The 24,092-nt window shown below is 70.5% G+C and carries 26 protein-coding genes; 14 read left to right on the top strand and 12 right to left on the bottom strand.

Annotation, left to right across the window (positions count from 1 at the left end):
* The first annotated feature begins 24 nt into the window (after window positions 1-24).
* Window positions 25-2,580 carry a hypothetical protein gene (locus tag HJG45_RS05560; RefSeq protein WP_171611084.1) on the top strand — a complete coding sequence of 852 codons (2,556 nt, stop codon included), beginning with the start codon at window positions 25-27 and terminating at the stop codon, window positions 2,578-2,580.
* Entirely contained in the window at window positions 2,577-2,837 is a 261-nt protein-coding gene (locus HJG45_RS05565) for a hypothetical protein (protein ID WP_171611085.1), read from the top strand. The genes HJG45_RS05560 and HJG45_RS05565 overlap by 4 nt, the downstream gene beginning before the upstream one ends.
* Before the next feature lie 13 nt (window positions 2,838-2,850).
* Here HJG45_RS05565 and HJG45_RS29165 read toward each other — a convergent pair whose 3' ends face one another.
* The 5 genes from HJG45_RS29165 to HJG45_RS05585 all read right to left on the bottom strand — a co-directional run bounded on the left by HJG45_RS29165 (window position 2,851) and on the right by HJG45_RS05585 (window position 5,752).
* Window positions 2,851-2,985: a hypothetical protein gene (locus HJG45_RS29165; protein WP_302479709.1), complete on the bottom strand. Its 135-nt coding sequence runs from the start codon at window positions 2,983-2,985 to the stop codon at window positions 2,851-2,853.
* 301 nt (window positions 2,986-3,286) lie between these two features.
* The gene (locus tag HJG45_RS05570) at window positions 3,287-3,796 is read right to left on the bottom strand and encodes a hypothetical protein (RefSeq protein WP_171611086.1); all 510 of its coding nucleotides are present in this window, start codon (window positions 3,794-3,796) and stop codon (window positions 3,287-3,289) included.
* Between the two features lie 104 nt (window positions 3,797-3,900).
* Window positions 3,901-4,197, bottom strand: coding sequence for a hypothetical protein (locus HJG45_RS05575; RefSeq protein ID WP_171611087.1), 297 nt, complete (start codon window positions 4,195-4,197; stop codon window positions 3,901-3,903).
* 417 nt (window positions 4,198-4,614) lie between these two features.
* Window positions 4,615-4,989, bottom strand: a complete 375-nt coding sequence (locus tag HJG45_RS05580) for a tripartite tricarboxylate transporter substrate-binding protein (RefSeq protein WP_254452287.1) — start codon at window positions 4,987-4,989, stop codon at window positions 4,615-4,617.
* Between the two features lie 31 nt (window positions 4,990-5,020).
* Window positions 5,021-5,752, bottom strand: coding sequence for an SDR family NAD(P)-dependent oxidoreductase (locus tag HJG45_RS05585; protein ID WP_171611088.1), 732 nt, complete (start codon window positions 5,750-5,752; stop codon window positions 5,021-5,023).
* Window positions 5,753-5,996: 244 nt separating this feature from the next.
* On the opposite strand from HJG45_RS05585, the gene HJG45_RS05590 reads away from it, so the two are divergent.
* The 5 genes from HJG45_RS05590 to HJG45_RS05610 all read left to right on the top strand — a co-directional run bounded on the left by HJG45_RS05590 (window position 5,997) and on the right by HJG45_RS05610 (window position 9,151).
* Window positions 5,997-6,329 (top strand): cytochrome c, encoded by a 333-nt coding sequence (locus tag HJG45_RS05590; RefSeq protein WP_171611089.1) that lies wholly within the window; start codon window positions 5,997-5,999, stop codon window positions 6,327-6,329.
* Between the two features lie 238 nt (window positions 6,330-6,567).
* Entirely contained in the window at window positions 6,568-7,290 is a 723-nt protein-coding gene (gene phbB / locus HJG45_RS05595; RefSeq protein WP_171611090.1) for an acetoacetyl-CoA reductase, read from the top strand.
* Between the two features lie 219 nt (window positions 7,291-7,509).
* Window positions 7,510-8,157 (top strand): YciI family protein, encoded by a 648-nt coding sequence (locus HJG45_RS05600; protein ID WP_254452288.1) that lies wholly within the window; start codon window positions 7,510-7,512, stop codon window positions 8,155-8,157.
* On the top strand, window positions 8,157-8,546 hold the full coding sequence (locus HJG45_RS05605; RefSeq protein ID WP_171611091.1) for a carboxymuconolactone decarboxylase family protein: 390 nt from the start codon (window positions 8,157-8,159) through the stop codon (window positions 8,544-8,546). The genes HJG45_RS05600 and HJG45_RS05605 overlap by 1 nt, the downstream gene beginning before the upstream one ends.
* Window positions 8,543-9,151 (top strand): GDSL-type esterase/lipase family protein, encoded by a 609-nt coding sequence (locus tag HJG45_RS05610; protein ID WP_171611092.1) that lies wholly within the window; start codon window positions 8,543-8,545, stop codon window positions 9,149-9,151. Before HJG45_RS05605 ends, HJG45_RS05610 begins: the two co-directional genes overlap by 4 nt.
* An 80-nt stretch (window positions 9,152-9,231) precedes the next feature.
* Here the strand turns inward: HJG45_RS05610 and HJG45_RS05615 are convergent, their stop codons facing one another.
* Window positions 9,232-9,579: a phage holin family protein gene (locus tag HJG45_RS05615; protein ID WP_171611093.1), complete on the bottom strand. Its 348-nt coding sequence runs from the start codon at window positions 9,577-9,579 to the stop codon at window positions 9,232-9,234.
* A gap of 172 nt (window positions 9,580-9,751) precedes the next feature.
* Here HJG45_RS05615 and HJG45_RS05620 point away from each other — a divergent pair, with 172 nt between their 5' ends.
* Window positions 9,752-10,699 (top strand): DMT family transporter, encoded by a 948-nt coding sequence (locus tag HJG45_RS05620; RefSeq protein WP_368040515.1) that lies wholly within the window; start codon window positions 9,752-9,754, stop codon window positions 10,697-10,699.
* A gap of 112 nt (window positions 10,700-10,811) precedes the next feature.
* On the opposite strand, the gene HJG45_RS05625 is transcribed toward HJG45_RS05620, so the two are convergent.
* From HJG45_RS05625 to gloB, 3 genes are all read right to left on the bottom strand, one after another.
* Window positions 10,812-11,921, bottom strand: a complete 1,110-nt coding sequence (locus HJG45_RS05625; RefSeq protein ID WP_171611095.1) for an SDR family NAD(P)-dependent oxidoreductase — start codon at window positions 11,919-11,921, stop codon at window positions 10,812-10,814.
* A gap of 176 nt (window positions 11,922-12,097) precedes the next feature.
* Window positions 12,098-12,535 (bottom strand): cupin domain-containing protein, encoded by a 438-nt coding sequence (locus tag HJG45_RS05630; RefSeq protein WP_368040516.1) that lies wholly within the window; start codon window positions 12,533-12,535, stop codon window positions 12,098-12,100.
* Between the two features lie 56 nt (window positions 12,536-12,591).
* The gene (gene gloB / locus HJG45_RS05635; RefSeq protein ID WP_171611096.1) at window positions 12,592-13,320 is read right to left on the bottom strand and encodes a hydroxyacylglutathione hydrolase; all 729 of its coding nucleotides are present in this window, start codon (window positions 13,318-13,320) and stop codon (window positions 12,592-12,594) included.
* 57 nt (window positions 13,321-13,377) lie between these two features.
* Here gloB and HJG45_RS05640 point away from each other — a divergent pair, with 57 nt between their 5' ends.
* Window positions 13,378-14,157: a methyltransferase domain-containing protein gene (locus HJG45_RS05640; protein WP_171611097.1), complete on the top strand. Its 780-nt coding sequence runs from the start codon at window positions 13,378-13,380 to the stop codon at window positions 14,155-14,157.
* A gap of 91 nt (window positions 14,158-14,248) precedes the next feature.
* Entirely contained in the window at window positions 14,249-15,910 is a 1,662-nt protein-coding gene (locus tag HJG45_RS05645; protein WP_171611098.1) for an ABC transporter substrate-binding protein, read from the top strand.
* A gap of 52 nt (window positions 15,911-15,962) precedes the next feature.
* Here the strand turns inward: HJG45_RS05645 and HJG45_RS05650 are convergent, their stop codons facing one another.
* On the bottom strand, window positions 15,963-16,271 hold the full coding sequence (locus HJG45_RS05650) for an EthD family reductase (RefSeq protein WP_171611099.1): 309 nt from the start codon (window positions 16,269-16,271) through the stop codon (window positions 15,963-15,965).
* Window positions 16,272-16,563: 292 nt separating this feature from the next.
* Between HJG45_RS05650 and HJG45_RS05655 the strand changes: the two genes are divergently transcribed.
* The 3 genes from HJG45_RS05655 to HJG45_RS05665 all read left to right on the top strand — a co-directional run bounded on the left by HJG45_RS05655 (window position 16,564) and on the right by HJG45_RS05665 (window position 20,368).
* Window positions 16,564-17,673, top strand: coding sequence for an SMP-30/gluconolactonase/LRE family protein (locus tag HJG45_RS05655; protein ID WP_171611100.1), 1,110 nt, complete (start codon window positions 16,564-16,566; stop codon window positions 17,671-17,673).
* A 277-nt stretch (window positions 17,674-17,950) separates the two neighbouring features.
* Entirely contained in the window at window positions 17,951-19,312 is a 1,362-nt protein-coding gene (locus HJG45_RS05660) for an ATP-binding protein (protein WP_171611101.1), read from the top strand.
* 279 nt (window positions 19,313-19,591) lie between these two features.
* Window positions 19,592-20,368, top strand: coding sequence for a hypothetical protein (locus HJG45_RS05665; protein WP_171611102.1), 777 nt, complete (start codon window positions 19,592-19,594; stop codon window positions 20,366-20,368).
* Window positions 20,369-20,454: 86 nt separating this feature from the next.
* Here HJG45_RS05665 and HJG45_RS05670 read toward each other — a convergent pair whose 3' ends face one another.
* The gene (locus HJG45_RS05670) at window positions 20,455-21,630 is read right to left on the bottom strand and encodes an acetyl-CoA C-acetyltransferase (RefSeq protein WP_171611103.1); all 1,176 of its coding nucleotides are present in this window, start codon (window positions 21,628-21,630) and stop codon (window positions 20,455-20,457) included.
* 106 nt (window positions 21,631-21,736) lie between these two features.
* Window positions 21,737-23,020 carry an alpha/beta hydrolase gene (locus tag HJG45_RS05675; RefSeq protein WP_171611104.1) on the bottom strand — a complete coding sequence of 428 codons (1,284 nt, stop codon included), beginning with the start codon at window positions 23,018-23,020 and terminating at the stop codon, window positions 21,737-21,739.
* A gap of 413 nt (window positions 23,021-23,433) precedes the next feature.
* Here HJG45_RS05675 and phaR point away from each other — a divergent pair, with 413 nt between their 5' ends.
* Window positions 23,434-24,036 (top strand): polyhydroxyalkanoate synthesis repressor PhaR, encoded by a 603-nt coding sequence (phaR, locus tag HJG45_RS05680; protein WP_171611105.1) that lies wholly within the window; start codon window positions 23,434-23,436, stop codon window positions 24,034-24,036.
* The last annotated feature ends 56 nt before the right edge of the window (window positions 24,037-24,092 follow it).

Genomic DNA, 24,092 nt, shown 5'->3' on the forward strand with positions numbered 1-24,092 from the left:
TCAACACAATAAAAAGGGCCTTGAATGCCTACGATCGTCCGCATCAGCGATAGCTCCGCCGTCCAGCGCATTGTTCAGGTTAACTCGCCACCCGTGGTGGTTGCAGGTGGGGGCGTGCAGAGCGTCGCCGGGCGGACAGGTGCGGTCACCCTCTCGACGTCTGACATTGCGGGCTTCAGCGCCGCTGTGGCTGCGGCCTCGCCGGTCCTCAGCGTGTGCGGGCGCACCGGGGCCATCACCCTGGCGCCGGCTGACGTGGCGGGCTTCAGCGCCGCTGCTGCCGCAGCCGCGCCTGTGCAGTCGGTGGCCGGGCGGACAGGCGCGGTGACGCTGACGAACTCCGACATCGGCGGGTTTGCCTCTGCTGCCAGTGCGGCTGCCCCTGTGCAGTCTGTGGCTGGCCGAACGGGGACGGTCACCATCGCGGCTGCTGACCTTACCGATAGCACGACAGCCGGCCGGGCAATCCTTACCGCCGCGGATGCCTCGGCCCAAAGGTCTGCCCTCGGCCTCGGCACTGCTGCCACCCAGCCAGCCGGCGCCTTCGCTGCCGCGTCCCATACCCACGGGATCGCGGACCTGACGGCAACAGGTACCCGCGATGCCACCACCTATTTGCGAGGCGATGGCACCTGGGCGACCCCGGCGGGCGGTGGTGGCGGATCTGGGACGGTCACGAGCGTTGCGGTCAGTGGTGGCTCGACCGGCCTAACGGTCTCCGGCTCCCCGGTGACGAGCAGCGGCACCATCACGCTGGCGGGCACTCTTGCGATCGCTGCCGGCGGCACAGGCGCGACCACCGCTTCAGCGGCGCTGACGGCGCTCGGCGGGGTAACCTCCTCGCAGGCGGCGGCAGCCGCGCCCGTTCAGTCGGTCGCCGGCAGGACAGGCGCGGTTACGATCGCGGCTGCCGACGTCACCGATGCGACCACGGTCGGAAAAGGGCTTTTGACGGCCGCTGACGCCGCTGCCCAGCGGACGGCTCTCGGGCTAGGCACCGCGGCGACATCGGCTTCCAGCGCCTTTGCGGCGGCCTCCCACACCCATGCCATCGCTGACCTGACGGCGACGGGCACGCGCGACAGCACGACCTTCCTCCGCGGCGATGGGACCTGGTCCGTCCCTGCCGGCGGTGGTGGCTCGGGAACTGTGACGAGCGTGGCGCTCTCCGGCGGCACCACGGGCCTCACGGTCTCTGGGTCCCCTGTCACCACGAGCGGGACCATCACCCTGGCGGGGACGCTCGCCGTCGCCAATGGCGGCACGGGCGCGACATCTGCCTCCGCGGCCCTGACGGCCCTAGGTGCGGCTCCTGCCGCCAGCCCGACGTTTACGGGCACCCTCTCCCTGCCGAGCGGCTCAGCCGGTGCACCGACGATCATCTTCGGCACTGGCACGACCTCCGGCATCTACAGCGCCGCCACGAACGAACTGTCGATTTCGGTTAGCGGCACTCGCCGGCACGCGATCTTCAGCAGCGGCAATGCCGGCTTCGGCCTCTCCTCCGGCACGGGCAACCAGCCTAGCCTTACCGTTGCGACTAATCCCTCTGCCTCGCTGCTCGGTCTCTCGGTCGTCGGGTCCACGACCGGCCCGACGATCTCGATCGGCGCGGCGTCTGGCGCACCGACCGATGGTGACATCACGATCACACCGCGTGGCTCCGGGCTGGTGCGCATCACCACGGCCACGACCAGCGACAGCAGCACGGCAGCGGCCAGCACCGCCTTCGTCAAGGCGCAGGGCTATCTCTCCGGCACCGTTCCAGTAGCGAGCGGCGGAACTGGCGCGACCACCGTTGCCGGCGCGCTATCGAACCTTGGCGTGCCGAAGGCGAACAGCGCTGCGACCGTCGACCCGACGACTACCGACGATAGTGGCTCCGGCTATGCGGCCGGTTCGCACTGGCTGAATACCAGCGGCGGCGAAATCTTCATCGCCCGCACAGCGGTGAGCGGCGCGGCCGAGTGGATGGGCCTCTCGCCCATGGACCATCCAGGCTACGTCAGCGGGTTGTGGTACGGCACGCAGCCGAATGCGGTGATCACCACGGGTGCCTATCCGACCGGGTCGATGCTGTTCAGCCCCATGACGGTAATGTTCCGTGTGTCTGTCACGAACATTTCGTTCTACATGGTCACTACCGCAACATCCGGGGGAGCGACAGCCGCGTATGCGAAGGTCGGTCTCTACAGCAACTCCGGCGGACGGCCTGCAAACCTGCTGGCAGAGTGCAACGCCGATATCGACCTCACGACGGGCCAGATCAAGACAGCTACATTTGCGTCCGCGGTCACACTGAACCCCGGTGTCTACTGGGTCGGGATCGTCACGCAAGGGACGAACGCGCCCGTATTCGTATCCTGGTCGAACACGGCGGGTGGTGGTGGATTCGTCAATATCGTTGGCGGCCTCACTGGCGGCGCCTTTATGGCCGGTGGCCAGCTAATCAACCGGATGGCGCGCAATACCGCACCGACCTACGTTGCAGGCAGTGCGTTCCTGCCGGCGACCGCAGGCGCGGTGACGATTTCCGGAACATCGCCGGGTAGCATCGTGTTCATGTTCCAGGCGCCGTGACGCAAGACGCCGCGGCCATCGCGGCGCAAGGACTGCTGGCACAAATGCAAAGCAGTCCTCCGGCGGCCGGGTGGCACGCGGTTATGCGCGATGCAGTGTTGTGGAATGGCTACTTTGTCGAGACGTCGCGCCAGGTCTTCAGCCGACCGTACGTCAGCATGCTGCTGACCGCACAGGAGCAGGCCGAGGCCATGCGGCTGGCGCACGAGACTGTCGTGCGCGAGTACCGCAGGCAGTTTGCCGGACGGCTTAGCTAACGGTTAGCTAACCTCAGATGCCGAGCGGGATGTATCGCCAGAGGCCGTCGTACCAAACCTCGATGGCGGCATTGTCGATGTTGAAGAATAGCTCGCCATCGGCGGGATTGGCGGGACGCTCGGCAGTGGTGCCACAAGGGATTTGCATGCAGGGATTTATCCCGCGCCGCCAAACACCGCGATCGCCACAGCGAGCGTCACACACCAGAGAAACAAGGCGAGGTATACCTGGCGGACGAACCGCTCCGCGATCTCCCACGGCGTTTCGGGCAGCCGCCAGCAGCCAGGCTCACGGCAGGCCGGGCCTATCGTTGAGCAGCAGCGATCTCGGTCATGGAGCGTAGGGCACTCCGGAACATTCGTATCCACACAGCTATTGATCCCGCGGCGAGCGCCAGAGAGTCCGGGCTCTCCGGAGGTTGATCACGGGCACTCACCCAGTGTCGGGCTCAATGCCTCCCAGTGGCCCGATCCTCGAAGTCACCCACCTCCCAGATTGGCGGCTCGTTAGAATTCCGCCAGATCCGCAGGTGCATTAGCGGCTCTCCTCTTGACCAAGCCATGATCCGCTCAATCGCCGGGTAGTCATCCGTCCAAAAGTACGTATCCACTCTGGGCAGAGGCGTTGAGGTGTTGGCCAACCCGATCTCCACCCAGAGGTACGAAACGTTGGGAATGGTGCCGAGGAGATTGTGAGTCCAGTCTGCGCTTCCCGTCACCGAGGGCGTGACGATCCTACCACTATAACGCGTTTTCTGGTGACCACGCTCTAGCGCCTCGCGCCGGGCTTCTTGGAGCACCAAGGTCGACTCCCTCACGGCGGTTTCGATGCTGTCGAAAACCATGAAGGACCACGTATCGACGTCTTCTTCGTCGCCAAGCGCGATAAGGCGTTTTCCGAACTTATGGCTGTACGGCTCTAAAGTATCGAAGTAGCCGCTTATGAGGCCCTTCTCCATCTGATTAACCTCCCGTGGGACAACTCCTACGCGTCGACGTCTCGCGCAGAATGAGGCTAAAGCCTTTCAGCATAGGGGTTCACCCTCCTGCCCGGCCCAACCAGTCATTTGATTTTCCACGGGAGGTCGGACCCGGCTTTTACGAGCGCTTCGCGGACCGCCAGTGTCTCGGTGTGGTATTTCCCTTTCGATCTGAACTCAAAATTATAATGCCACATGACCTCTCGATCGTCGGCGTCGAGCGATACTCCGCCTCCGTGCATTATAAGCGTACTGCGAAACCCACGAAGTATATCGATCCGTCCTTGCATTAGTAAAATAGCGGCGGCATCAGCACTGGGGGCTTCGACAAGTTCATACAGCCGCGGATCATCGTTGCCCACATCAATCCAGAACGGCACGCGCAAGCACTCCTATGGCTAAGGAAGCGCTAGGATACCGCTTATAACGTAATGATCAAAACACGATTTTGCGATTAATAATGATAGATAGAGAAATATGGGCTCAACCTGGTTTCAGCTTCCTTGATCCTATTTTATCTTCTCTTTCATGATTCGATCATGACCCATTTACTAAGGTTCAATACTCGTCAACAGGCTATTCCTTACCTTCAGTATTGAGGTCAACATATCCGAACCGTGTCGTTTCTGGTCGCGGATCATCGGGATTGAATTGCAGAACGGTACCCATCAGGGCGGGGGGATGTACGGCCACGCCGGGTCTTGGCCGTTGCGAACACGGCCGACCACAGGCAACTCATGCACGGTCATGCTTTCGCACAATCTGATTTCAAATCAGACCGATGGTGCATTAGGCGTCTAGGCGTTGGTGGAGACGGCGAAGAGCAGCGTCGTGCCGTCGGGCCGCGACCGCGCCACGCTGACCGAGCCGACATGCCCGGCCGCGCCGCCGCGGTTGTCGACCACCACGGTCTGGCCCAAGGCCGGCCCGAAGCCGAGGGCGAATTCGCGGCCGATGATGTCGGTGCCGCCGCCCGCGGCATAGGGCACGACCAGCGTCACCGGCCGCGCGGGCTGGGCGCGCGCCGTAAGCGGCAGCGCCGCGCCGAGACCGGCGAGCGCCGCGCGGCGGGACAGGGGAAACATCATGCGGAACTCACGGCTGGACAGCACGGCATAGGCCGGAATGCCGCGGACGGGAACCGCCCGCCGCCGATTCGTGCCAATGGCCATGACCGGGTTTCCCGCGACGCCCCGGGGAGGATCAGAGCGAGGCGCCGCCGTCGACGGAGAGCTCGGCCCCGGTCATGTAGGCGCTCTCCTCCGAGAGCAGGAACAGCACCGCCCGCGCCACGTCCTCCGCCTGGCCGATGCGCCCGATCGGGATCTGCGCCAGCCGCACCGCCCGCTGCTCATTGGTCCAGACCTTGACCATGTCGGTCTCGATCGGGCCCGGATGCACGCTGTTTACCCGGATGCCGCGCGGCGCCAGATCGACCGCCGCCGCCTTGGTCATGCCGCGGAGCGCCCATTTCGTCCCGCAATAGGCCAGCGCGCCGGGCGAGCCGCGCAACCCGGCGGTCGAGGAGATGTTGACGATCGAACCGCCCCCGGCGCGCTCCATCGCCGGCACCACCGCCTGCATGCCAAGGAAGCAGCCGAGTTGGTTGACGCGCATATGCCGCTCGAACAGCTCCGCATCGGTCTGCATCAGCGACCGCGGCACGTAGATCCCGGCATTGTTGACCATGCCGGTGAGCGGGCCGAGCTCCTCGGCGAGTTGCACCGCCGCCGCCCAGTCGGCCTCGCGCGTCACGTCCTGGCGGATGAAGCGCGCCGCCGGGCCGAGCTCCCTGGCCAGCGCCTCGCCCTGCTCCTCCAGCAGGTCGCCGAGCACGACCTTCGCCCCCTCTGCCACCAGCATGCGCGCCTCGGCCGCGCCCTGGCCGCGGGCGCCGCCCGAAATCAGCACCACTTTCCCGGTGAATCGCGGCATCGGTTCCTCCCCTGCTCTGCCGGGACAAGCCTACAGCGGATTGCGTTCAAGATTGAATGCTGCTCCGCAGTAGTCTGCTGCTTCCAGAGCAGAGGCACGCCTCCGGGCGGTCTCGCCCTCCCGCGATCTGCTCCAGGGCGGATCGGGGCGCGGCGGGAATGCCCGGCCGGGCGGAATCGGCGCGCCTCCGGCGAATGCCGGCGAAGCATCCCCATCTCATCCAGGCCGGGAAGGAGGACATGGCATGCGAACATCGCTGGTTCCGGCGCTCTGCGCGTTGATCGCGGCCCTGCCCGCGGCGGCGCAGGATGCGGCGCAGCAGGCGCGGCTCGCCGAGGGCCGCAAGGTGGCCGAACTCTGGTGCGCGAACTGCCATCTCATCGGCCCGCATGCGCGCGGCCCGACCGGCGATGCCGCGCCGCCCTTCGAGGTGATCGCCCGCATGCCGGAGACGAGCGACGCCACGCTGCGCGCCTTCCTGCGGATGCCGCATGCGAACATGCCCGATCACCGGCTGAGCCGCGCCGAGCTCGACGGCATCACCGCCTGGATCCTGGCGCTGCGGCCGGGACATTAGGCAGGCCAGCCCGCGCAACGGAACCGCGTCCGCAAAGACAGGACCAGCGAATCTATCAGTTTTCCGCAACGATCGCGGCGGCCGGCGCCACCCGGCCGCGCAGAAGGCGGGCAGGACGGCTTTCGCGCTTGATCCGACCAGCCTTCCGGGCTGACCTAGCGTTACGGCACCGCGCATCGCCTCGCCCGGCGCGGCGCCGATATCGTATCCCGGGCGCAAGCAGTGAGGAGACGGGGACATGGCACGAGTTGCTTTGGTGACTGGCGGGCAGCGCGGCATCGGTGCGGCGATCAGCGAGGCGCTGAAGGCGGCCGGGCGGACGGTGGTGGCCAGCTATGCCGGCAACGACGCGGCGGCGCAGGCCTTCACCGAGCGCACGGGCATTCCGTGCTACAAGTTCGACGTCGCCGATTACGACCAATGCGCGGCGGCGGTGAAGAAGATCGAGGAGGAAGTCGGCCCGATCGAGATCCTGGTCAACAATGCCGGCATCACCCGGGACGCCACCATGAAGCGCCTGTCCCGCAAGATGTGGGACGACGTCATCGATACCAATCTCGGCTCCTGCTACAACCTCTGCAAGCTGGTCTGGGACGGCATGACGGAGCGGAAATTCGGCCGCATCGTCAATATCGGCTCGATCAACGGTCAGGCTGGCCAGTATGGCCAGGTGAACTACGCCGCGGCGAAATCCGGCATCCACGGCTTCACCAAGGCGCTCGCGCAGGAAGGCGCGCGGATGCACATCACCGTCAACGCCATCGCGCCCGGCTATGTCGATACCGAGATGGTGCGCGCCGTGCCGCCCGACGTGCTCGAGAAGATCATCGCGCGCATCCCCCGCGGCCGTCTCGGCAAGGCCGAGGACATCGCCCGCGGCGTGGCGTTCCTCACCGCCGACGATGCCGATTTCATCACCGGCTCGACGCTCTCCATCAACGGTGGCCAGCACATGTACTAACTCCCCGCAAAGCCGCTTCGTGGCTTTGCGGGGACCCCGGTGACTCGCCATTGGCCCTCGGTGCGTCACAGCCTGCCGCGGCGAAGCCGCGGCAGGACAACGGATAGCGGCGGTTCTGATGGGCGCCTTCGATGGGGCTGCCCGCGCTGGTTGTCGGGGCATGGCGGCAGCCGTTCATCCGGGGCATGCTGCGGCGCCAGGAACGGGGGAGACGACGCGATGGGCTATGCCGTGCTTGCCTTCGATGGCGAGGATGAGGCTGCGCCGGCACGCCGCATGGCGGCGCGCGACCGGCATATGGAGGTGCTGACGCGCTGGGCGGGCGACGGCCGCCTCGCCTTCGGCGCGCCGCTGCTGGCCGAGGACGGCCGGGCGATGGGATCGCTGATGATCCTCGCCGTGCCGGACGAGGCCGGGTTGCGCGACTACCTTGCCGAGGAGCCCTTCAACCAGTCCGGCGTCTGGGCGCGGCACGAGGTCTTCCCCTTCCGCATCGCGCCCCTGCCCTATCGCCGGCTGCCGCAGCCGGGCGCGCCGCTGGCGCCGCGCCGCACCCATACCGTCATCCTCGCCCGCGACGGCCGGGATGCCGAGGCGCCGGCGCGGCGGCAGGCGGTGCGCGAGCGGCACATCGCGCGCGTCCGGCCGATGGCCGAGGACAGCACGCTCGCCATCGGCGGCGCCATCCTCGACGCCGATGGCGGGATGACCGGCTCCATCGCGGTGGTCGCCTGCGACAGCGACGCGGCGGCGCGCGCCTGGATGGCCGAGGACCCCTATGTCACCGGCGGCGTCTGGCAGGAGACGGTGCTCCACGGCACCCGCTTCGCACCGCTGCCCTGGCAGGCGCTGCCGGGGGGCGTGTGATGCCGCGCCTCGTCGACTACGCCGAGGCCGGCCCCGAAGTCCGCGCCGTCTTCGATGCCATCAAGGCGGCGCGCGGCGTGCCGGACGTGAACAATTTCTGGAAGGCGCTGGCCGTCGATCCGCCGACGCTGCGGCGCACCTGGGAGAGCCTGTCGCAGGTGATGGCGCCCGGCGCGCTGGATGTGCGGACCAAGGAGATGCTCTACCTCGCCGCTTCCATGGCGGTGGGCTGCGCCTATTGCACGGCGAGCCACGGCGCCGCCGCCCGCCGTGCCGGCATGGACGACGCCATGTTCGGCGAGTTGCTGGCGGTGCTCGGCATGGCCGCCGAGACCAACCGGCTCGCCGAGGCGCTGCGCGTGCCGATCGACCCCGCCTTCGAGACATGATCCACGACCTGCGCATCTGCTTCGTCGGCGACAGCTTCGTCGCCGGCGCCGGGGACGAGACGGCGCTCGGCTGGGTCGGGCGCGTCACCGCCGCCGCCTGGAACCGCGGTGTGGCGCTCACCGCCTACAATCTCGGCGTGCGGCGCGACACCAGCGCCGATGTGCGGCGGCGGATGAAGGCGGAGGTCCTGGCGCGGCTGCTGCAGGCCGGTGACGCGCAGGCGATGGTCCTCAGCTTCGGCGTCAATGACTGCACGCATGAGGACGAGATGCCGCGCGTGCCGCCGGAGGCGACCGAGGAGAATGCCGCGGCGATGCTCGGCTGGGCGGCGGCACGCTGGCCGGTGCTCATGATCGGCCCGCCGCCGGTGCTGGACGATGCGGCGCATGATGCGCGCGTCGCGGCGCTCTCGGTCCGGCTGGAGGCGCTCTGCGCGACGATGCGCCTGCCCTACCTGCCGGTGCATGCCCCGCTCGCGGCGAGCAGCGCCTGGCGCAACGCGGTCGGGCGCGGCGACGGCGTGCATCCCGACGGCGCCGGCTATGCCGCCCTCGCCGGTCTGGTCGAGGGCTGGCAACCCTGGCGGGCGCTGACCACGACCTGAGCCGCGGGGTATCCTATCAATGGCCCGCAAGCGGGCCCCATTCGGGGTCCCGGACTGGTCGAGCGACCGGTCCGCTGGCATCAGCCGACTGGCGGGGCGAAGAGGCGCGTCGCCGCCCAGCTCATGATCGAGACCACGATCGCGCCCCAGAAGGCGGCCCAGAAGCCGTGCACGCTGAAGCCGGGCAGGAACCAGGAGGTGAGGCCGAGCATGGCGGCATTCACCACTAAGAGGAACAGCCCGAGCGTCAGGATGGTCAGCGGCAGCGAGAGCAACACGAGGATCGGCCGGACGAAGGCGTTCACCAGGCCGAAGACCAGCGCGGCGAGCAGCAGCCAGCCGAGGCTGCGCACCTCCATGCCGGGGACGATCTCCGTCGCTGCCCAGAGGGCGAAGGCGGTGATGAGGGTTTGCGCCAAGAAGCCCATGCTGCCGTCGTCTCCGCAAAGCTTGGCCGGCAGGTTAAAGCGTGATCGCCTGAGGTGGAATCACCGAAGGCGTGAATCACGCGATCCATCAATGACCTAGATCATGGTCCGCGAACCCGAGCGAACGGACCATGGTCCAGGCTGCGCTGCCGCTTCCCCGAATGGAACCATCGTGACCGCTACCCCGAATAGCGCACCGGACGGCACTACGCCGCTGCACGCCACGCCCTTGCGCGCCACCCTGACCGGCTGCGCCGCGCTGCTGCTCTGGGCCTTCCTCGCCCTGCTCGCGCGGCTGGCCCAGCCCCTGCCGCCGCTGCTGCTGACCGGCCTCGCCTTCGCCATCGGCGGCACGCTCGGCCTCCTCGTCGTGGCGGCGCGCCGGCGGCTTGGCGCGCTGCGCCAGCCGCCGCTGGTCTGGCTGCACGGCGTCGGCGGGCTGGCGGGCTACCATGCGCTCTACTTCGCCGCCCTCGCCCTGGCGCCGCCGGTCGAGGCGAATCTGTTGAACTACACCTGGCCGCTGCTCATCGTGCTCCTTGCTGCGCCGCTGCGCGGGCTGCCGCTCGGGCCGCGCCGGCTGGCCGGGGTCGGGCTCGGCGCCACCGGCGCGGTGCTGCTGCTCTCGGGTGCCGAGGCCGGCGCGGCGCCGGCGACAGCCACGGCGAGCCCGATCGCCGGCTATGCGCTGGCGCTGGCGGCGGGATTGACCTGGGCGCTCTACTCGGTCCTCGCCGGCACGCGGCGCCTCGCCGGCGTGCCGACCGAGGCCGTTGCCGGCTTCTGCCTCGCCGCGGCGGCGCTCGCCCTGCTCGGCCATGCCGCCTTCGAACCACCGTCCTGGCCGGAGGGGCGGCAATGGCCGGCACTGCTGCTGCTCGGCGCCGGGCCGGTCGGCGCCGCCTTCTTCCTCTGGGATGTCGGCATGAAGCGGGGCGATCCGCGGCTGCTCGGCACGCTGGCCTATGCGGTGCCGGTCGCCTCGACGCTGCTGCTGGTCGCTTTCGGCGAGGGCCGGCTCGGTCCCGCCACCCTCGCGGCGGCGGCGCTGGTCGTCGGCGGCGGGGCCCTCGCGGCGACAGCGCGCAGCGACCGGGCTACGAGGCCGGGCGAGCGTTAGGCCGCTGCCCGCTGCCCTTCCGGGGCTTTGCCTCGGAAGGCTGTGACGCCCCTCCCCTGGGAGGGACTCACCGGGGTCCCCGCGGCGGCGCGAAGCGACGTCATGGGGAAAATCATATATCCTTGGCGCTGTCGCCGCCGGTGACCTCATAGGCGGCGCCTGTCACCATCGCCGCCGCCTCGGAGGCGAGGAAGACGGCGGCCGGGGAGATGTCGTCCGGCTGCAGCCAGCCCACCTTCAGCGGCACGGTCGGCGCGCGGTTGTCCCAGGCCTGCTGCGGCGTCGGATGCTCGGGCGGGGTCACGCCCTGCTCCGCCATGCTGTTGCGCAGCCGCGTCTCGTAGCGCGTGAGCGGCGTGTCGACGAGGCCGGGGAGCAGCGCGTTCACCGTGATGCCGTGCTCGCCGAGTTCCATCGCCGCAGATTTCATCAGCCCGAGGATGCCCCATTTGCTCGCCGAGTAGCTGGCCGCGTTCCGCGTGCCGTGCTTCCCCTGCATGGAGGAGAGCAGGATGATCCGCCCGCCCTTCTGCCGCACCATGCCGGGGGCGAAGGCGCGCAGCGTGTTGGCGGAGCCGTTGAGGTTGTTGTCGATCACGTCGCGCCAGTCGGCATCCTGCATCTCGAGCAGCGGCATCCAGCGCTGGATCGCGGCATTGGCCACCAGGATGTCGACGCGCCCATGCTCCTGCTCCAGCCGCTCCACCAGGATGTCGACGCGCCCATGCTCCTGCTCCAGCCGCTCCGCCAGGCGGCGCAGCGCCGCGATGTCGCGGATATCGGCCTGCACCGCCTCGCCCCGGCGGCCGAAGTCGGCGATCTGGCGCACCGTCTCCGCCAGTTCCTCCGGCGTCGCCGGCCGGGCGTTCGAGGCCGGGCTGACCGGACCGCAGATATCGAGCGCAACCACATCGGCACCGTTCGCCGCGAACTCCACCGCAATCGCCCGACCGATGCCGCGCGCCGCGCCGGTCACCACCGCCAGCTTGCCGGCCAGGGCCGAGCCGCGACCGGGCCGCGGCGGCCCGGCCGAGCGCTCCGGCGGCGGCTCCGGCATCGGCTGCCCGCCGAGCTCGCGAGGCTCGGTATCGGTGCGGCCGTCGCCCACCGCTGCGCCGGTTCCGGCCGCCATCGCCGTCCCCGCCGCCGTACCGGCGGCAACGCCGCCGAGCAGCACCTGCCGCCGGCGCGCCGCGCGTCCCGCCGCCTCCGTCTCCACCATGGGAATCGCTCCGGGATGAGCAGGCCGAACGAGGCGCGCCGGCCGCGGGTTGCCTGCCGCCGAAGCGGATCGCGCAACAGCGGATTGCGTTCAAGATTGCACGCTGCTCCGCTGCAGCCTGTTGTTTCCAGAGCAGGGTCTCGCCTCCGGGCGAGTCCACTCTGCGGCGCTTTGCTCTACCCGCCCGGCCGCCAGCCGGGCGGGGCCATCTCGAAGCCGGCATAGTCGAAGGCCGGGCTGACGGTGCAGCCGAGCAGGCTCCAGCCCCAACCCCCGCCCCGGCTCCCACCCCTGGCCCCATCTGGCGCCGCCGCCTGCCAGCAACCGGCCGGCACCAGGGCGAAGGGCCGCTCGCCGGCGCCGAGATCGGGGCCGAGCGACAGCGTCTCGACGCGCTGCCCGTCCAGCGACAGCGAGAGCGTCAGCGGCGCCCCGGCATACCAGTGCCAGGCCTCCGCCGCGTCGACGCGGTGCCAGTGGCTGCGCTCGCCCGCGGCCAGCAGGTAGTAGATGGCGGTGCCGGCGCCGCGGCCGCCATCCGCCGGGCGGTCGCGCCAGAGCTCGCGGTAATGCCCGCCCTCCGGATGCGGCGCGAGACCGAGGGCGGCGATCACCCGCGCCGGGTCGAGGCTCTGGTCGCGCAGGTCCGGCAGGGGCGCCGCGCCCGGCCTCAGCGGAAGTTGTCCTTCGCGCTGCGGATGGCGGCGAGGCGCGCCACGTCCGGCGCCCGCAGGAAGGGATTCGTCTCCCGCTCCTGCCCGATGGTGGTCGGCACGGTCGGCCGGCCCTCGGCCCGCTGCTTCTTGACCTCCTGCGCGCGGGCCTGCAGCGCGGCATTCTCCGGCTCGATCGTGAGGGCGAAGCGGGCGTTGCTCTCGGTGTATTCGTGACCGCAACAGACCAGCGTCGGCGCCGGCAGTGCGGCCAGCTTGCGGAGGCTGTCGAACATCTGCGCCGCGCTGCCCTCGAGCAGCCGGCCGCAGCCGAGGGAGAAGAGCGTGTCGCCGCAGAGCAGCACGTCATCGGCGTCGAAATGGAAGGCGATATGGCCGACAGTGTGGCCCGGCGTGTCGATCACCGCTGCCCGGCTCTCCCCGAGCGCCACCGTGTCCCCCGGCCGCACGGCCTGATCGAGCTTCGGCAGCCGGTGCGCATCGGCCGCGGCACCGACCACCCGGCCGCCGCAGCGCGCCTGCAGCTCGGCCGTGCCCGCCACATGGTCGCCGTGGTGATGCGTCAGCAGGATCAGGTCGAGCGGCTTGCCAAGCCGTTCCACAGCGGCAATGGCCGGAGCCGCCTCGCCGGGATCGCAGACCGCGACGGCGCCGCTCGCCTGATCCTGCAGCAGCCAGATATAGTTGTCGGAAAGACACGGGATGGCGGTGACAGAGAGCGTCATGCGGGCTCCTCCATGCGCCCCGCTCCAACGGGGCCTCGACTGCCCTATATCGAGGCCATGAGCCACGAGGTCCACGGCCTGGGGAATTTCTACGCCACCCCGGCGGGGCTGGTGACCGCAAGGCTGCTGCGCGATGCGCTGCGGCAGCTCTGGCCCAGCCTCCCCGGGCAGGCGGTTCTCGGCCTCGGCTATGCGAGTCCCTTCCTGCGGCTCTGGCGAGCCGAGGCGGCGCGCTGCATCGCCGCCACCCCCGTGCCGCTGCCCCGCTGGCGCTGGCCGCGCAGCGCCCGAAGCTGCACCACGGCGGTGGAGGAGGATGCGCTGCCCTTCCCCGACCTGATGTTCGACCGCATCCTGCTCGTCCACGGGTTGGAGACCGCCGAGAACGGCCGGCGCATGCTGCGCGAGGCCTGGCGGGTGCTGAAGGATGACGGACGGCTGATCGTCGTGGTGCCGAACCGCCTCGGCCTCTGGGCGCATCTCGAGCGCACGCCCTTCGGGCATGGCCAGCCCTATTCGCCGGGCCAGCTCGAGGGATTGCTGCGCCGGCAGATGTTCCAGGTGGAGCAGCGGCAGGGCGCGCTCTTCGTCCCGCCCTTCCAGAGCCGGTTGCTGCTGCGCGGCGCCGGCGCCTGGGAGCGGCTCGGCGGACCACTCTTCCCCCGCTTCGCCGGGGTCACGCTGATGGAGGCGGTGAAGGATTTCGCGGCGCTGGTGCCGACCGGGGCGGTGCAGGCGAAGAAGCGGCGGGTGGCGATGGCCGAGGGCGCGTATTTGTCCCCGCGAAGCCGCACCACGGCGCCGCGGGAGCCGCGCGTGGCAGCTCTCAGGGCCTGAGCGGCGCCGCGCCGTCCGCGGACGGGCGGCACGGAGAGGGCGGCACGGCGCTTGCGTCTGCGGTCCCGATCCTGCTGCCGGGAAATGCCGCATGTCCCTCTCCCGCCGTGCCCTGCTGGGCGCCACCGGCCTCGCCGCCATGCCCCCTGGCCTGCCAGGCCTGCCCCCTGGGTTGCCTGGGCCTTGGGCAGTCCGCCCCGCCGCCGCGCAACAGGCGAAGCAGGGCGAGCGGGTGCTGCGCTATGGCATCTCCATGGCTGACATCCCGCAGACCACCGGCCAGCCGGATCGCGGCGCCGGCGCCTACCAGTTCACCGGCCACACGCTCTACGACCCGCTGGTCGCCTGGGAGATGGATGTCGCCGACCGGCCGGGCCGGCTCGTCCCCGGCCTCGCCACCGCCTGGGAGGCCGACCCCGCCGATCGCCGGCGCTGGATCTTCCGGCTGCGCGAGGGCGTCACCTTCCATGACGGCTCGGCCTTCGACGCCGATGCGGTGATCTGGAATTTCGAGAAGGTGCTGAACCCGCAGGCGCCGCATTTCGACAACCGGCAGGCGGCCCAGGTGCGGCCGCGCCTACCCTCGGTCGCCGCCTGGCGCAAGCTCGACGCGATGACGATCGAGGTCACCACCAAAACCGTCGACAGTATCTTCCCCTACCAGATGCTGTGGTTCCTGATCTCCTCGCCGGCGCATTATGAAAAGCTTGGCCGCAGCTGGGAGCGCTTCGCGCAGGAGCCCTCCGGCACCGGCCCCTTCCGCCTGGCGCGGCTGGTGCCGCGGGAGCGGGCGGAGCTGGTGCGCAACCCCGCCTACTGGAACCCGGCGCGGCTGCCTAAGCTCGACCGGCTGATCCTCGTCGTCGCGCCGGAGGCGGTGACGCGCACCAACGCGCTGCTCACCGGCCAGCTCGACCTGATCGAGACGCCGGCGCCGGACCTGGTGCCGCGGCTGCAGCAATCCGGCATGCGGATCACCGGGAACGTCACGCCGCATGTCTGGAACTACCATCTCTCGCTGCTGGAAGGCTCGCCCTGGCGCGACCTGCGGCTGCGCCGCGCCGCCAACCTGGCGATCGACCGGGACGAGGTGGTGGCGCTGATGAACGGGCTGGCCAAGCCGGCGGTCGGCGTGGTCGATCCCGCCTCGCCCTGGTTCGGCCGGCCGGAATTCCAGGTCCGCACCGATATCGACGCGGCGCGCAAGTTGCTGGCCGAGGCCGGCATCTCGCGCGGCTCGCCGCTGCGCACGAAATTCATCGTCGCCACCGGCGGCAGCGGCCAGATGCTCTCCATGCCGATGAACGAGTACATCCAGTCCGCCTGGCGCGAGGTGGGGATCGAGGTGGAATTCCAGCCGGTGGAGCTGGAGGTGCTCTACACCTGCTGGCGGCAGGGCGCGGCGGGGGAGATCGCCCGCCAGGGCGGCATCACCGCGAACAACGTCGCCTATGTCACCAGCGACCCGCTCTATGCGCTGGTCCGCTTCTTCCACTCGAAGCAGGTGGCGCCGACCGGGGTGAACTGGTCGCATTACAGCGACCCGGAGACCGACCGGCTGATCGACACCGCCGTCAACACCTTCGATCCCACCGAGGTCGACCGGCTGATGGCGCGGGTGCATGAGCGGGTGGTGGACCAGGCGCTGCTGGTCTTCGTGGTGCACGACACCAACCCGCACGCGCTCGGCAAGGCGGTGCGCGGCTACACCCAGGCGCAGCACTGGTTCCAGGACCTGACGACGCTCGCCTGATACACGGCGCCGGGCCTCCACGGAGCCGCGACGCGGCTCCGTGGAGGCGCCTTCAGCCGATCACCTCGTTGACCTGCACCACCGGCTTGCAGTCGGTGAAATTCGGGATGTCGCCGAAGAGCTCCGGCCCATGCGCCTCGGCCGCCTTCTGGAACTCGGCGACGGAGCCGAAGCTGAGCAGCGTGATGACGCGATAGGGCGCCGCGCCCTCCGGCCCGGGCGTGCCGCGCATCACGCGGCTGTCCTTGAGGCCCAATCCCGACCAACGCTCGCGCACCAGCGGCATGTGCTTCTGCAGGTAGTAGGTCTCGTCGAATTTCGTCCCGGCCTCGTTCGGGTACATCACGCTGACGGTGATCATGCTGTCCTCCCTCTGCCGGGATGGAAGCGGACCGGCATGCCCATGATGCGGCGCTGTCCATCCCGTCTCGACGCACGGCAGTCCCCCGTTCCCGGCCGGAGGCGCGCCGCCGTGCCGGGCAGCCTAGAGCAGATCCCGCCCGGCTGGACACAGCCGGCGGCGCAATCCGGCCCGGCCGGCGCGCCGTGGCGCCCCGACCCCGCGCTTGGCGCTTGCCTCGACCGGCCCAGGCCGTGCCACCCTCCCTATGGCCGGCGCCGCCGAGGCCGCCGGCCATGGGGAGGAATACAGGATGCAGGACAGACCCGATGGCGTCCCGAACGGGGCGCCCGGCCGCCGCGCCGTGCTCGGCGGGCTCGCCGCCGCCATGGCGGCCGGCGCGGCGATCCCGGCCCAGGCGCAGCGCGATTTCGGCCGCGGCGCCGCGCCGGCGCGGTATCCGGACGCGGATATCATCACCCTCGACAAGACGCGCTTCACCGCGCCGCTCGGCAACAGCACCATCAAGCGGCTCTATACCGGCCTCGGCTGGGCGGAGGGGCCGGCCTGGCATGCGACGGGGCGCTTCTGGGTGTGGTCGGACATCCCGAATGACGAATGCCTGCGCATGAACGAGGAGGATCATTCGGTCCATCGCCGGTTCCGCAGCCCCTCCGGCTTCTCCAACGGCAACACCTTCGACCGCGAGGGGCGGCAGATCGCCTGCCGGCACTTCCACCGCGACGTGGTGCGCTACGAGCCGGATGGCCGCCTGACGGTGCTCTGCGCGCGGGCCCCGGACGGTCCGCTGAACGCGCCGAACGACGCCGTGGTGCATCCCGAGGACGGCGCCATCTGGTTCACCGATCCCGGCTACGGCGCGCTGATGAACTACGAGGGCCAGCGCCTTCCGGAGGCGGCGAACAGCCCGCGGCCGCTGATCAAGGAGGCGATCTACCGGATCGACGCGCAGACCGGCCAGGTGGCGAAGGTGGCGGACCAGCCCTTCAAGCCCAACGGGCTTTGCTTCTCGCCGGACTACCGCCGCCTCTATGTCGCCGATAGCGGCAGCAGCCACTATCCGGAGGCGAAGAACATCGTCTGGGCCTTCGATGTCGACGGGCCACGCCTGAGCAACCCGCGGACCTTCTGCAGCATGGAGTACCAGGGCAAGTCCGGCTTCGGCGACGGCGTGCGCTGCGACGAATCGGACAATCTCTGGGTCGGCGCCGGCTGGGTGGGCGACGGCTATGACGGCGTGCATGTCTTCGCCCCGGACGGCGCCCGAATCGGCCTCATCAAGCTGCCGGAGATCTGCGCCAATCTCTGCTTCGGCGGCGTGCGGCGGAACCAGCTGCTGATGACGGCGAGCCAGTCGATCTACCTGCTGCCGGTGGAGACCCGCGGCGCGCATTTCTGCTGACCCCGAGGCGGGCCGCCGGATGCCGCGAGGCGCCGGCGGCCATCCCGGCCAACAACAGTTCATGAACGGTCCGATGCCTCCGTCCCCGGCCGGCGGCGGACATGCTAAGGCTTGGCCTCGGCATCGATCACGCGTGGAGGCGCACTCTGCTCGCACCATCCCGGCCTGGCGCAGAAGGCGGTTCCCGGCCCAATACCCGCAGGATCGTGGCCATGGCCGTGGCGGGGTCCGATATCGTGAGAGCAGGCATCGCAAGGGCAGGCTTTGGGGGGGCACCGTGCCGGTTCGCGCGCTAGCCGACCTGTTCCGCCCGCGCGGGGAGGCCCCGGCGCCCGATTTCCGCACCGCCGAGGAACCGGAGATCACCATCCCGCCGATGCCGGGGACGGAGCCCGGCGAGGAGGGCTCCCTGACGCGGCCGAGCCTGGACGCGGCACGGCGCCGGCTGGCCGAGAGCTTCACCCCGACCCGGCCGCTGGTCGGGCGGCGCAAGCGCAAGGATGGCGACCAGAGCAGCAGCATCGGCTTCATCGGCCGCGAGGCGGAGCGCGAGCGCATCATGCGCGCTGTCGCCGAGGACCGTTCGCATGTCGTCATCTTCGGCGAGCGCGGCCGCGGCAAGACCTCGCTCGCCAACATGGTCATGGCCCAGGCCCTGGCCATGGGCTTCGTCGTCGCCCGACATGTCTGCGCCGCCAACAGCGACTTCGACAGCATCATGCGCGGCCTGTTCCGCGACATCCCGCGCTGGCTGAGCACCCTCGGCCCGGCCGGGCCTGAGGACCCGCCCGGCGCCCTCGGCCTGCTGCCGGACCGGCCGGTGCTGCCGGGCGACGTCATGGTCGCCTCCAACGCCCTGATCGAGCTGCGCCTGCTGCTCGTGGTGGATGAGTTCGACCGGGTGGTGGACCAGGAGACCCGCACCGCCTTCGCCGATACGCTGAAGCAGCTTTCCGACCGCGGCGTGCCGCTCTCCTTCGTCATCATCGGCGTCTCGGAGAGCGCCGAGGAGCTGCTGGGCCGGCATCCCTCGATCCAGCGCTGCGTCACCCGCGTGCCGCTGCCGCTGCTGAGCCATGAGGAGGTGGAGGAGCTGGTGGAGCGCGGCGCCGAGCGGGCCGGGCTCGACTATTCCCCGACCGCGCGCGCCTGCATCGCCGAGCTGGCCCGCGGCGTGCCCTATATGGGCCAGCTCCTCGCGCTCCGCGCCGGCCAGGCAGCGCTCGACCATGGCCGGACCGCGGTGCAGGGCAGCGACCTCATCGCCGCCATGCAGGCGGCGGTGGTGGAGGCGGACCCCCGCATCATCGCCATCTACGACAGCGTCACCCGCATGGAGCGCGACCCGGCGGCGCTCGGCGCCCTGCGCGCCGCGGCGGCCGGCCGCCAGGATTCGCTCGGCCGCTTCCAGGTCTGGCAGGACGGGCCGCCGGACAAGCCGGTGCTGCGCGTCGCCGGCATCGCCGCCGATCCCGATGCCTGGCGGCGGGTGCTGCAATCCGGCGCCATCCATCCCTTCCGCGGCGACGGGCCGGGCCTCTACGTCTTCGGCGAGGCGATGCTGCAGCAGCTCGTGCTGCTGCGGGCCGTGCTGGCCCAGCAGGCGCCGCGCCCGGGCCCCGGCGCCACGCCGGAGTGATGCCTGCCGTCGGGATCGGCGATCCCGACGGATCGGCGGGCCTCTGGGGCGAATGGCGGCACGGCCTCGCACGTCCGCGCCGGATCATTGCGGGATCGGAGCGGGCGCGTCCGACCATTCGGCGTATGATCTTCATGTGAAAACAACGTGCGGTAGCGTGACGGCCTTCGCCATCCGCCGCGTCCTGCGTTAGCTTTCCCGGAACCGGACGGGCTTCCCTCCCCCGTCCCGCCTTCCTACCTGCCCCTCCTGTCCGCCCTGCCCGAGGTGCTTCGCCGCATGTCGACCACGCCCACCGCCCAGGCCGCCATGGCCGCGCCCGGCGCGCCGGATGCCGAGCTGCTCGCCAGCGCGGTCGAGGGGCTCGGTCCCGGCTGGCAGATCCTGGCGCGACCCGGCGGGCCCGGCGCCCGGCCGATCTGGGAGGCGGGGCAGCGGCCGGTGGTCCTCGCCAATGCGGCCCTCGGCCTGGTGCTGCTCGACATCGCGCCGCGCGCCTCGATCGGCGCGGCCGAGCATCTCCGCGCCGCGCTCGCGGCGACGGATTTCGCCCAGCGCTTCCCCGGCCAGTTGCCCATCGTGCATCGGATGCTGCCGCGCGAGCATATCGGCCGCCTGCCCGATATTCTCGACTACGCCCTGTCCTGGGAGCCGCCGCTCACCTTGCCGGCCGGCGAGGCCTGGGTGGAAGCGGTCGCGCAGGTGATCGAGGGCGGGCCGGCCGCCGCAACCGAAGCCGAGCCGGTGGCGGCGCAGGAGCCGGCCGAGGAACCGCCCCCCGAAGTCCCGGCGGCACGGGAGCCGCAGCCGAGCTATGCAGCGCCTCTGCTGATCGGCTGGACGCTCATGCTCGCCATCGGGGCGGCCGTCGCCACCTGGCAATCGGCCCCCCCGCCACGGACCGTCCCGCCCGTCCAGGCGCCGGCGACGGCGGCGCAGGAGCCGGCCCGGACCGGATCGTCGCTCGGGCCCGCCGCTCCACGCGAGGGCGTGGCGCCCGGCCGCTCCACCGCCCTGCCGCCGCGGCCGAACCCGACCTCCATGGCGGCCCGCTGATCGGACCCCGCCCCGGGCCAGGCCCGCGGCGGGATGGGGGATGGGAGGCGCGTGCCCGTATCAGGCGCGCCTCGCGACCATTCGCCTCAGACGCGCTCCACGCACATGGCGACCCCCATGCCGCCGCCGATGCAGAGCGTGGCAAGGCCGCGCTTGGCGTTGCGGCGCTGCATCTCGAACAGCAGGGTGTTCAGCACCCGCGCGCCCGAGGCGCCGATCGGATGGCCGAGCGCGATGGCGCCGCCATTGACGTTGACCTTGGACGGGTCCCAGCCGAGATCCTTGTTCACCGCGCAGGCCTGCGCCGCGAAGGCCTCGTTCGCCTCGATCAGGTCGAGCGTGTCGATCGACCAGCCGGCCTTCTGCAGCGCCTTGCGCGAGGCCGGGATCGGGCCGGTCCCCATGATCGAGGGATCGACGCCGGCCGTCGCCCAGGAGACGATGCGCGCCAGCGGCGTGACGCCGCGCTTCCTCGCCTCCTCGGCCGACATCACCACCGCGACCGCGGCGCCGTCATTGATGCCGGAGGCGTTGCCGGCGGTGACGGTGCCGGCCTTGTTGAAGGCGGGGCGCAGCTTCTGCAGCACCTCGAGCGTGGTCTCCGGCTTCGGATACTCGTCGTTCTCGACGACGATATCGCCCTTGCGAGTCTTCACCGTGACCGGCGCGATCTCGTCCTTGAAGCGGCCAGTCTTCATCGCCTCGCCCGCCTTGCGCTGGCTGGCGGCGGCGAACTCGTCCTGCTGCTCGCGGGTGATCTGGTACTTCTCGGCGACGTTCTCGGCGGTCGTGCCCATGTGGTAGCCGTGGAAGGCGTCCCAGAGCCCGTCCTTGATCATGGTGTCGACCATGGCGAGGTCGCCCATCTTCTGGCCGGCGCGCAGGTTCGCCGCATGCGGCGCCTGGGTCATGCTCTCCTGGCCGCCGGCGACGACGATGGCGGCATCGCCGGTTGCGATCTGCTGCGCCGCCAGCGCCACGGCGCGTAGGCCGGAGCCGCAGAGCTGGTTGATGCCGAAGGCGGTGCGCTCGACCGGGATGCCGGCGGCGACGGAGGCCTGGCGGGCGGGATTCTGGCCGGCGCCCGCCGTCAGGATCTGGCCCATGATCACCTCGTCCACCTCCTCCGGCTTCACGCCGGCGCGCGACAGCGCCGCCTCGATGGCGACCTTGCCGAGCGTATGGGCCGGCAGGGTGGCGAAGGCACCGTTGAAGCTGCCGACCGGGGTACGGGCGGCCGAGGCGATGACGATCTCGGTCATGACTGGAATTCTCCCACCCTGAACTATTGCGCCGCAGTATTGCGCCGGGCCCGGAGGGCTCACAAGCCCGAGGCTCTCATGCCCAACGCCCTCACGCCCAGCGCCCTCACGCCCGGCGCCCTGGCCTCCTCCGGGGCTGCCCTCCCGGCCGGCCGGGCAAGGCCTCAACCCAGGCCAGCAAGGGCCGCCAGAGCTGGGTCTCCGCCGCCTCCCCGGCGACCATGCCGACATGGCCGGCCGCCGCCCGATGCACAAGGGCCGACGGCATCCGCGCCGCCAGCGCCAGGGCGGAGGCGGGCGGGACGATGCGGTCGCGGGACGGGATCGCCAGGAAGGCCGGCAGGGCGATCCGCTCCGGCGCGACCGGCTCTCCCGCGACGCGCCAGTCGCCGCGCGCCGGGCTGTTGCCGCCATACCATCCGCCGAGCGCCTCGCGCGCCACCGGCGCCGCCAGCGCCACGCCATCGTTCAGCCAGTCCTCCAGCGCGACGAAGCGCCGGGCCCGCTCCCCGGCCGGATCGAGCCGGCCGAAGAGCCGGTACTTCCCGGCGATGCCGGCCGGGTCCTGCGCCGCGAAGAGCGCCTGCAGCGCATCGACCGGCAGCGCGCCGGCGGCCTGCAGCAGCGGCTCGAGCACCGGCAGCAGCGCGCCGAGGCCACGCGCCCGGACCGGGTCCTCGGCCCAGAAATCCCAGGGCGTCGCCAGCAGGGCGAGGCCGCGCAACCCCTCCGGCCGACGCTGAGCCTGGGCGAGGCCCAGCAACCCGCCCATGCAGTAACCGGCCAGCAGGAGCGGCTGGCCGGCGAGCCCGACAGCCGCGGCCAAGCCGCGCTCGAGCCGGCCGGCGATATAGTCGGTGAGGGTAAAGCCGCGCTCCAGCGGCCCGGGCTCGCCCCAGTCGAGCAGCAGCGTCCGCAGCCCCGCCCCGGCCAGGTGGCGCAGCATGGAGCCGCCGGGCAGCAGGTCGAGCACCTGGGCGCGGTTGACGAGGGAGGGCACCACCAGCACGGTGCCGAGGCGGCCGTCGCCGCCGTAATCCAGCAGGCGGGAGCCACCCTCCGCCCAGACGGCCGGCGGTGCCGGCAGGTCGCGCCGGTAGGGATGCTGGCGATAGGCGCGTATGCCGGCGAGCAGCGCCGCGTCGCGGTCGAGCAGCGCGCGCTCGACCGCGGCGGCGAAGGCCTCAGGCGGGCGGCCGCTTGCGGCGAGGGCGGCGGCGATCCGCCTCACCTCCTGCCGGCCCACCTTCGAGCGCGGCCAGGCGCCGCTCCAGGGCATCGATCCGGCGAAGCAGGGCGGCGGCATCCGCGCCGCCCAGCGCGTCGCCAGCGCCAGCGCCAGATGCAGCACCAGCGGCCTTGGGCCGCGGCGCAGCGGCGGCCCGCTCATGCCCCGCACGGCCACCGGCCCGGTCCTGCGCCGCGCCAAGCCAGGCGGTGGCGAGGCCGAAGGACTGCCGCCAAGCGGCGGCCACCTCGGCATCGGCCGCGAGGGCGGCGAGCTCGTTTTGCCAGAGGGTGATCCAGGCCTCCGCCAGACGGTCCAGTTCCGGCTCGCATGCCTCGTCCTTCCGGCCCATCCCCGTATCCGCTCCGGCCCCCGCCCGGCCGCGCCGGGGCTCGCCCTGGCCATCCTCCCGGGCATCATCCGTGGGGACACCGGGGCCGGGACCTGTCCCGGCAGCGCCGTGGTGCATTGCGGAATCCCTCTAACGCAAGCGCGGAAACTGCGTGCTATCCTGTGTGGAAATCCGTATCGCAGCGCCGTTCGCCGCAGCGCGGCCAGGAAGGAACGCAGACGCCATGTCCGAAAACACTGCCCGCGCCGAGCCCGCGACCGAGCCCCCGGCGCAACCGGTAGTGGTTAAAAAATACGCCAACCGTCGCCTCTACAATACGGAATCCTCCAGCTACGTCACGCTGGAGGATCTTGCCAATATGGTGAGAAAAGGACGCGACTTTATCGTCTTTGACGCAAAATCGGGCGAGGACATCACCCGCTCGGTTCTCACTCAAATTATCGTCGAGGAGGAGGCCAAGGGCCGCAACCTGCTCCCCGAGAGTTTCCTGCGTCAGCTCATCGGCTTCTACGGCGACAGCCTGCAGGGCGTGCTGCCGCGCTACCTGGAATTCGCCATGGCCGGCTTCGCCCGGCAGCAGGAGCAGATGCGCCGCTCGGTCGAGCAGGCGATGGGTGGCTTCAATCCGTTCGGCGCCCTGCCTGGATTCGAGGAGGTCGGGAAGCAGAACATGGCGATGCTGGAACGGGCGATGAGCCTCTTCGCGCCCTTCCGCCCGACGGACCAGAATCCGACGGTCGAGCAGCTCAAGGCCGAGATTGACTCTCTGCGGCAACAACTTGCGGAGGCGGTACGAACCGGCCGTGGTTCCTCGCCTGGGACGTGAGTTTCGCGGCTCCCGCTTCCATCACGCGTTCGTCACGCCTCGTGGTGGAACGCCCG

Source organism: Roseicella sp. DB1501, from assembly GCF_013112485.1.
Classification (GTDB): domain Bacteria; phylum Pseudomonadota; class Alphaproteobacteria; order Acetobacterales; family Acetobacteraceae; genus Paracraurococcus.

Excerpts from the sequence above, each read along its gene's own strand:
- HJG45_RS05645 (WP_171611098.1), top strand. The coding sequence starts at position 14,249 with ATGTCCCTCTCCCGCCGTGCCCTGCTGGGCGCCACCGGCCTCGCCGCC.
- HJG45_RS05610 (WP_171611092.1), top strand. The coding sequence starts at position 8,543 with ATGATCCACGACCTGCGCATCTGCTTCGTCGGCGACAGCTTCGTCGCC.
- HJG45_RS05580 (WP_254452287.1), bottom strand. The coding sequence starts at position 4,989 with ATGGCCATTGGCACGAATCGGCGGCGGGCGGTTCCCGTCCGCGGCATT.
- HJG45_RS05585 (WP_171611088.1), bottom strand. The coding sequence starts at position 5,752 with ATGCCGCGATTCACCGGGAAAGTGGTGCTGATTTCGGGCGGCGCCCGC.
- HJG45_RS05665 (WP_171611102.1), top strand. The coding sequence starts at position 19,592 with ATGTCGACCACGCCCACCGCCCAGGCCGCCATGGCCGCGCCCGGCGCG.
- HJG45_RS05560 (WP_171611084.1), top strand. The coding sequence starts at position 25 with ATGCCTACGATCGTCCGCATCAGCGATAGCTCCGCCGTCCAGCGCATT.
- gloB (WP_171611096.1), bottom strand. The coding sequence starts at position 13,320 with ATGACGCTCTCTGTCACCGCCATCCCGTGTCTTTCCGACAACTATATC.
- HJG45_RS05625 (WP_171611095.1), bottom strand. The coding sequence starts at position 11,921 with ATGGTGGAGACGGAGGCGGCGGGACGCGCGGCGCGCCGGCGGCAGGTG.
- HJG45_RS05600 (WP_254452288.1), top strand. The coding sequence starts at position 7,510 with ATGGGCTATGCCGTGCTTGCCTTCGATGGCGAGGATGAGGCTGCGCCG.
- HJG45_RS05675 (WP_171611104.1), bottom strand. The coding sequence starts at position 23,020 with ATGAGCGGGCCGCCGCTGCGCCGCGGCCCAAGGCCGCTGGTGCTGCAT.
- HJG45_RS05570 (WP_171611086.1), bottom strand. The coding sequence starts at position 3,796 with ATGGAGAAGGGCCTCATAAGCGGCTACTTCGATACTTTAGAGCCGTAC.
- phaR (WP_171611105.1), top strand. The coding sequence starts at position 23,434 with ATGTCCGAAAACACTGCCCGCGCCGAGCCCGCGACCGAGCCCCCGGCG.
- HJG45_RS05655 (WP_171611100.1), top strand. The coding sequence starts at position 16,564 with ATGCAGGACAGACCCGATGGCGTCCCGAACGGGGCGCCCGGCCGCCGC.
- HJG45_RS05640 (WP_171611097.1), top strand. The coding sequence starts at position 13,378 with ATGAGCCACGAGGTCCACGGCCTGGGGAATTTCTACGCCACCCCGGCG.
- phbB (WP_171611090.1), top strand. The coding sequence starts at position 6,568 with ATGGCACGAGTTGCTTTGGTGACTGGCGGGCAGCGCGGCATCGGTGCG.
- HJG45_RS05615 (WP_171611093.1), bottom strand. The coding sequence starts at position 9,579 with ATGGGCTTCTTGGCGCAAACCCTCATCACCGCCTTCGCCCTCTGGGCA.
- HJG45_RS05605 (WP_171611091.1), top strand. The coding sequence starts at position 8,157 with ATGCCGCGCCTCGTCGACTACGCCGAGGCCGGCCCCGAAGTCCGCGCC.
- HJG45_RS29165 (WP_302479709.1), bottom strand. The coding sequence starts at position 2,985 with ATGCAAATCCCTTGTGGCACCACTGCCGAGCGTCCCGCCAATCCCGCC.
- HJG45_RS05650 (WP_171611099.1), bottom strand. The coding sequence starts at position 16,271 with ATGATCACCGTCAGCGTGATGTACCCGAACGAGGCCGGGACGAAATTC.
- HJG45_RS05670 (WP_171611103.1), bottom strand. The coding sequence starts at position 21,630 with ATGACCGAGATCGTCATCGCCTCGGCCGCCCGTACCCCGGTCGGCAGC.
- HJG45_RS05590 (WP_171611089.1), top strand. The coding sequence starts at position 5,997 with ATGCGAACATCGCTGGTTCCGGCGCTCTGCGCGTTGATCGCGGCCCTG.